Source organism: Vibrio sp. V42_P2S4T144 (genome assembly GCF_009904715.1).
Classification (GTDB): domain Bacteria; phylum Pseudomonadota; class Gammaproteobacteria; order Enterobacterales; family Vibrionaceae; genus Vibrio; species Vibrio alginolyticus.
In genome coordinates, this window is the sequence record NZ_WXWS01000181.1 from 1 (window position 1) to 7,305 (window position 7,305).

Sequence of the window (7,305 nt, forward strand, 5' to 3'; positions counted from 1 at the left end):
TTGTTCCTGATGATGTGTGCAAATCTTACACATTGGAAGGGACTCAAATGTCTTACGTATTTCACCGTCATTGCCATGCCACGTTGCCAATCATCGATAAAGGTGAAGGTGTTTATCTATTCGATAAACAAGGGAAACAGTATCTCGATGCTTGTGGCGGCGCTGCGGTATCAAACCTTGGCCACAGTCATCAAGCCGTTAAAAAAGCTATGTTGGAACAGCTCGAGCGAGTGCCGTTTGCTCATACTGGATTTTTTACTAGTGACAGCAGTGAGCGACTAGCGGAATTGATTTGTCAGCATATGCCTGAGCAGTTCAACCATGTGTATTTAGTCAGTGGCGGATCAGAAGCGGTGGAGTCGGCACTAAAAATGGCGCGGCAGTATTTTGTGGAATCAGGTAAGCCAGAGAAGAAGCAATTCATTGCGCGTCAGCAAAGTTATCACGGCAATACGTTGGGAGCTCTGGCGGTCGGTGGTAATGAATGGCGACGTGAACCGTTCAAACCTATCTTGCATCCGAGTCATCACATTGCCCCTTGCTATGCTTATCGTTGTCAGCAGAGTCATGAGTCGGAATTGGATTACTCATTGCGAGCGGCGAATGAACTAGAGGCAAAAATTCTTGAGTTGGGGGCTGAGAATGTCATGGCTTTTGTCGCTGAGCCCATTGTGGGAGCCACCGCTGGAGCTGTGCCTGCGACTCAAGGTTACTTCAAACGTATTCGCGAAATATGCGACCAATACGATGTGTTATTGATCTTGGATGAAGTCATGTGTGGCGTTGGACGCAGTGGTAGTTTTTTTGCATTTGAGCAAGAAGAGGCAGAACCCGATCTGGTGTGTATGGCTAAAGGGCTTGGTGCGGGTTATCAACCTATTGGCGCGGTGGTTGCGAATGATCGAGTCTACCAAGCTATTGCCGGTGGAAGCGGTTTTTTCCAACATGGCCATACCTTTATGGCGCACCCTGTGGCGTGCGCTGCTGCCGTGGCAACCATTCAAACCATCTTCCAAGATGATTTATTAACGGCGGTGAATCAGCAAAGTGCTTTGCTGCGTAATGAGCTTACTTCTGAATTGGCCCATTTACCGTACATTGGCGACATTCGTGGTAAAGGCTTATTTTTTGGCATTGAGCTGGTGGCGGATAAAGAAAGCAAGGCGCCTCTGAGTAAAGCCACATTGGCAGACAAACGCATCAAACAGCAAGCAATGGAAAATGGCTTAATGTGCTACCCAATGGGCGGAACGATTGATGGCGTTAATGGGCACCATATCTTGCTTGCACCGCCATTCATTATTCAGCCTCACCATATTGATGAGCTAGTTGGCAAACTCTCATTAACGCTAAAAGAGGTAGCGAAGGAATGGAATTAGAAAATCGATGTATACGAGAGCCTATCGCTATTATCGTGGCCCCAAACGGTGCAAGAAAAACTAAGCACGATCACGCCAGCTTACCCATGACAAAAGACGAACTGGTTGCAGAGGCTATCGCTTGTCAAACGGCAGGGGCTGCCATGATCCATTTACATGCTAGAGACGCCAACGGACGTCATTCATTAGACATCGACGACAACATGGCAATTTACTATGCCGTGAAAGAAGCGGTGGGACAAAACATGATGGTACAGCTCACCACAGAGGCGGTGGGCTTGTATTCTCCGCCACAACAGATGGCGTTAGTTAAAGCTGTGAAACCAGAAGCGGCTTCTTTCGCATTGAGGGAGTTAATCCCTGATCGAGCAAGTGAGAAAGAAGGGTATGCCTTTTTCCATTGGGTGGCAGAAAACAACATCGTGAGCCAAATTATTCTCTACGATGCAACCGACATTGAACGTTATTTCCAACTGCGTGATGCGGGCGTGTTACCTAAAACGTATCAGCATGCATTAGTGGTGTTAGGGCGTTATCACCAAGCTCAACAGTCTTCGCCATGGGATTTACGAGGTTTGAATTTGGCGCATTTTGTCGAGGAAGAAATTCGATGTGCCATTTGTGCTTTTGGCGCGCGAGAGCAAGACTGTTTAGCGAGTGCGATGTTACTTGGATTCGATGTGAGAGTGGGGTTTGAGAATAACCACGTCGATGTGGCAGGCGAATTAGCAATCAGTAACGCGGCTCAGGTGGAAGCTCTACGCGATGTGGCGCATCGCTTTGCGATTCCTTTACACAGTGCGCAAAGTTTGCGTTCAGCTTTGAAGTAAATCTGCTCGCGGAAAAGAAAAAAAGAAGAAAGGAAAGTAAAAAGGCTCCATCGGAGCCTTTTCGGTATTTGTCGTTAGTTCTCAGTTTGCGCTACAGGTTGACGAGCGGGATGTTTGATAAACACCGCGACAATAGCCGCTATCGCTAATGCAAAACAGTAGTAAGAATTGGCAACTACTTCAAGTGGCGAGAGGTTGAACACGGAACCTAGCAGCAGTACTTGAGCACCGTAAGGCAACACGCCTTGCACCACGCATGAGAAAATGTCTAACAAGCTTGCTGAGCGGCGAGGAGAGACATTATTCTCTTCCGCCAGTTGGCGAGCAACGCTGCCCGATACAATGATGGCTACGGTGTTGTTTGCCGTACAGCCATTGACCATTGATACCAAACCTGCAATACCTAGCTCGCTTGCACGACTGTTCGCATGCTTAGAGTGACTAGAGCCAAACGCGTGGATAAGGCTACTAACGAAATTTGTTAGAAAAGCAAGGCCACCTTGGCGGCGCATCAGTTCACTCAAACCACCAATCAACATGGATAACAAGAAGATCTCTTGCATGTTACCAAAGCCTTTGTAAACGTCTTGGGCTAGATTAGTCAGTCCGTAATTGTCAATCGATGCCAAGCTCACGCCGCCAGCCAAAAGAATGCCAATCGACAGAACCACAAACACATTCACACCAGATACCGCTAGGATCAAAATAGTGATGTACGGCAAGACTTTTAGCCACTCAATATCGCCAGTTTCAGGCACTTGAGTCGCGGTACTGTTGAAAGCGAACACTGCAATCGCGATCAACGCCGCAGGTAAAGCAATACGAATGTTCTCTTTAAACTTGTCTTTCATCTCACAACCTTGAGAGCGTGTCGCCGCGATGGTGGTGTCAGAGATGATAGAAAGGTTATCACCAAACATAGCGCCGCTCAGTACAACGCCTGCGGTTAACGGTAAGCTCATTCCTGCTGATTCAGCAATACCCAACGCTACGGGGGCAACGGCTGCGATGGTACCCATCGAAGTCCCCATTGCTGTTGCGATAAAAGCAGAAATCAGAAAAATGCCCGGTAAAATCATGCTGGTTGGAATAGCGGATAAACCAAGGTTTACTGTTGCATCAACACCGCCAGAGGCTTTTGCTACCGCAGCAAAGGCACCTGCAAGCAGATAGATCATACACATTGCGATGATGTCTGGGTGGCCAACACCACGCATGAAGTGTTCGATTGAGCGGTTAAGCCTCTCTTTACTTAAAAGAAACGCAATGATGATGGCTGGTAATACCGCGATGGGTGCAGGCAGCTGGTAGAAGGCAAATTCCACGCCTTGCAAAGATAAGTAAGTGCCTACGCCAATAAATAGCGCAAGGAATACAATTAATGGGATCAGTGCGACCGCAGACGGTGCAACTGTTTTAGTAGTTTGTTGGGAACCGGACATGTAAACGACAATGTTAATGATAAGAGAGAAGAGCAGACTAATATCACATTTCTACATTGTCAACGTCTAGACGTCTAAATGGCTGCTTAGGTTTTACACGTAAAGAAAAAGATAAAAGCTCGTGTTGCGTATCTCACTGATACCACGAGCTTTAGTTATGCGCTAATGAAGAGACTGTCGTTATTGCATTGATTTGGCTTTTTTGCGTTTAACAATACCTAAAACCATCCACGTAAATAAGACAGCAGCAAATGCCCATACCAGATATTTGTATTCGGTGTACAGGTTGCTCAGCACGCTTAAATGCTCAAATGCAAAGTGAGTTAACAAGCTGAATACCAATACCCAAACCGTCGCCGCGAGGGCGTTACCGAGCAAAAACTCTCTACGTGGCATTTTCGCGATACCGCATGCAAGAGGCATAAATTGCTTCATTCCTTCAATAAAGCGGCTGACGACCAAGCACGTAGGGCCGTATTTCTGGATAGTCAATTGAAGCGTTTGCATCTTCGGGCCGGAAATGTAGCCTTTTTTATCTAACCACCCCTCAAAGTAATAACCGATTAAGTAGCCACAGGTATTACCAAAAAAGCAGCTCAGCCACGATACCATCATTACCATACTTAGGTTCATGACTTGCTCTGACGAGAGCAAAGATGCCGCGATCATCAGTGATTGACCAGGCATCGGGATACCTATCCCTTCTAGAAATATACTGACAATCAGAGCAACGTAGCCGTATTGCTCAAGCAAAGGCTTCATTGACATGAGAAGTTCGTTAATATGTTCCAAAAGCTTTCCCCTAATAAAAGCGGAACGAAGTTGGAGTGATACTCCGAATGTCCTATTGGGTCAATTCTTGTTTCTCACCATTGAGAAAAACTGACATGCCTCTAATAATTGCGCAGAATCAACCTGCAGCAGGCTTTATTCGCCGCCACGCTCTTTGGTAGCGGCGAATTAGGGAGATCCTTATGACTCTTTAGCTTTAGTAAATGCGCCATACAAATCAAGGCGTCGGTGACGTAAGTTGGTTACTGAACCCTCGGTATTAAGTTGCTTCAACTTAGTCAAATCAACATCGGCGAAGATTATCATTTCGGTGTTGGCGCTTGCTTCTGTCAAGGTCGCATCGTGCGGGAAGTAGATATCCGACGGTGAAAATACGGCAGATTGTGCGTACTGGATATCGACATTATCAACACGAGGTAAGTTGCCGACACTGCCCCCAATTGCAACGTAGCATTCGTTTTCGATGGCTCGTGATTGGGAACAGATTCGTACTCGTTGGTAGCCATTTTTTGTGTCTGTCCAGAAAGGAACGAACACAATTTGTGCGCCTTGCTCGGCGAGCATTCTTCCCAACTCTGGGAACTCGCTGTCATAACAAATCAGTATGCCGACTTTGCCTGCATCGGTTTCGAACACTTGAACATTGTCACCACCGTCGATCACCCAGTCTCTTTGTTCATGAGGCGTGATGTGGATTTTATATTGAGCGTTTATTTCACCATCTCGTTGCAGCAAGTAGGCCACATTATACAACTTGCCATCCTCGATGACGGGCATACTGCCTGCAATAATGTTGATGTTGTAGGTGACGGCCATCTGCGAGAAGCGGTTTTTGATCTCTTCTGTAAAGCTAGCCAAAAAGCGAATTGCTTCGACGGAATTTTGGTCGTTTTGCAATCCCATCAGCGGCGCGTTAAAGAATTCAGGAAATAGGGCGAAATCGGCTTTGTAGTTCGCAAGAGAAGAGATGAAGAACTCAGCCTGATCGAGCAAGTCCTCTAAGTCATTCATGGCGCGCATTTGCCACTGCACAACACCAATACGAATCAGCGTTTTTTCTACATCATGGACGGATTGAATATCCTCTTCGTAGAAGAAGTTATCCCACTCCAGTAGAGTTGCGTAGCCTTTAGAAGCACTATCCTCTGGCAAGTAACCACGCATAATACGCTTTACATCGAAGTCATTTGCAAGCTGAAAAGACAAAATAGGATCGTGAAGCTCACGGCGTTTTATCTTGTCGATGTATTCAGCCACGCTCAATTCGTCAGCATATTTGTGGTAATTCGGGATGCGGCCACCGGCCAAAATTGCTTTGAAGTTCTTACTCCGGCAAAGTTCTTTACGCGCATCATACAGACGGCGACCTAAACGCAGTCCACGGTAGTCCGGGTGAACAAATACATCGAGACCATACATGGCGTCACCGGTCACTTGGTTTTGGATGACGTTGTTCTCGGTGATGATGTCGGTGTATAGGTGAGGAAGTGAAAATCGGTTGTAGTCCACTTTGATTGTTAGCGCTGCGCCGACAATTTTTCCGTTATCCTCAATACAGATTTGTCCATCAGGAAACTGATGAATGAGATCCATGATGGTCAGGCGTGGCCATGAGCCACCAACATCAGGAAAAACAAGGTCCATTAATTCCGCGAGCTCTGGGTAATCGGTCGGCTCAATGGTGCGTAAAGAGAGTCTTGGCGTGTTGCTGTCCATATCCTACTATCCATTTATCCTTTTTAAATAGTATGGATGAGAATGCCATAAATTTGAGCAGACAGATACCGAAGTCTTTGAGTTGTTTTGGTTTACCTAAACGAGCTTAAAGAAACAACATTAACTTAGCTTGCTCTTCAGCCATTCGTGAAACACCGCTACTTTTTTAGCCGAAAGGCGATAATTTGGGAGCATCACGTAATAACCATAACCGCTCTGTAAAGTTAGGTTGAGAATATGTTGGATATCCCCTCTTAAAATAGAATTCTGCGCCATAAAATCAGGAAGTAAGGCGAGTCCTTTTCCCATTTTGACGGCTTCGTAAGCTAGGTAAAAATGTTCAAAGCCTACAGAGTGATAGGTAACGGTTGATTCTACTGCATGTGCCGCCTTAAATTGCTCCCACAACTGAGGACGAGTGATTTGAGGTATCAGCGGATAGTCGCTAACAGCGTGCACATTCTTGAGTGCAGGAGCGTTAGTACCGACCAATAGTAGTATTTCTTCGCATAGTAAGTGGCTGTATTCATAATGCGTGGATAATGGAAGGCAGCGAATATGTAAGTCACTTTCGTTGCTCGAATCTTTGACGTTCCCATCCCCAGTACAGACTCTTACTCGGATGTTAGGATGTTGCTGGTGGAAGTCATCAATATTAGGTATCAACCAAAGACTGGCAAAAGAAGGGGTTACGTCCACGGTGAGTAATTCTTGCTTTGAATCTGACTGGATTAAGTTGGCAGTTGCATGCTGAATAAGCTCCAAAGCTTCTGTGACTTGCGGCAGATAACGCTTGCCTTCTTCGGTTAACTCAATACCACTCGCCCTTCTTTGTATTAAAGGTAAACCCACCAATTGCTCCAGCGATGCGATTTGTTTGCTTACTGCGCTTTGCGTAATACATAGGGCATCCGCTGCTTTAGAGAAACTGAGGTAATTAGAGACCGCGACAAACGTCCTTAATGCTCGAATAGAAGGGTATTCACTGCCTTTTAACATACTTCAGTTCCATTAAACTCTGCTTAGGCAAAGAGTAGAGTATTCACGGCTTGAAGCAAAGTAAGATGCAACGTATGTGTGATTAGCTTCCTTTCTTATAAAAACTAGCTAAGCGTTTTTTGACTGATTAATCTACAAGAGTATTTT

General features: G+C 45.9%; 6 protein-coding genes. 2 read left to right on the forward strand and 4 right to left on the reverse strand.

Annotated elements, in window-relative coordinates; translation table 11 throughout:
* Positions 1–47: 47 nt before the first annotated feature.
* Positions 48–1,379, forward strand: a complete 1,332-nt coding sequence (locus CAG68_RS06385) for an aspartate aminotransferase family protein (protein ID WP_042521241.1) — start codon at positions 48–50, stop codon at positions 1,377–1,379.
* Positions 1,370–2,209, forward strand: a complete 840-nt coding sequence (locus CAG68_RS06390) for a 3-keto-5-aminohexanoate cleavage protein (protein WP_053302975.1) — start codon at positions 1,370–1,372, stop codon at positions 2,207–2,209. Before CAG68_RS06385 ends, CAG68_RS06390 begins: the two co-directional genes overlap by 10 nt.
* A 74-nt stretch (positions 2,210–2,283) precedes the next feature.
* On the opposite strand, the gene CAG68_RS06395 is transcribed toward CAG68_RS06390, so the two are convergent.
* The 4 genes from CAG68_RS06395 to CAG68_RS06410 all read right to left on the reverse strand — a co-directional run bounded on the left by CAG68_RS06395 (position 2,284) and on the right by CAG68_RS06410 (position 7,158).
* Positions 2,284–3,651, reverse strand: coding sequence for a Na+/H+ antiporter NhaC family protein (locus tag CAG68_RS06395; RefSeq protein ID WP_053302976.1), 1,368 nt, complete (start codon positions 3,649–3,651; stop codon positions 2,284–2,286).
* 180 nt (positions 3,652–3,831) lie between these two features.
* The gene (locus CAG68_RS06400) at positions 3,832–4,419 is read right to left on the reverse strand and encodes a DedA family protein (protein ID WP_005383738.1); all 588 of its coding nucleotides are present in this window, start codon (positions 4,417–4,419) and stop codon (positions 3,832–3,834) included.
* Positions 4,420–4,623: 204 nt separating this feature from the next.
* The gene (locus tag CAG68_RS06405) at positions 4,624–6,159 is read right to left on the reverse strand and encodes a bifunctional GNAT family N-acetyltransferase/carbon-nitrogen hydrolase family protein (protein WP_161440932.1); all 1,536 of its coding nucleotides are present in this window, start codon (positions 6,157–6,159) and stop codon (positions 4,624–4,626) included.
* Positions 6,160–6,279: 120 nt separating this feature from the next.
* The gene (locus CAG68_RS06410) at positions 6,280–7,158 is read right to left on the reverse strand and encodes a LysR family transcriptional regulator (protein ID WP_161440933.1); all 879 of its coding nucleotides are present in this window, start codon (positions 7,156–7,158) and stop codon (positions 6,280–6,282) included.
* Positions 7,159–7,305: the final 147 nt, after the last annotated feature.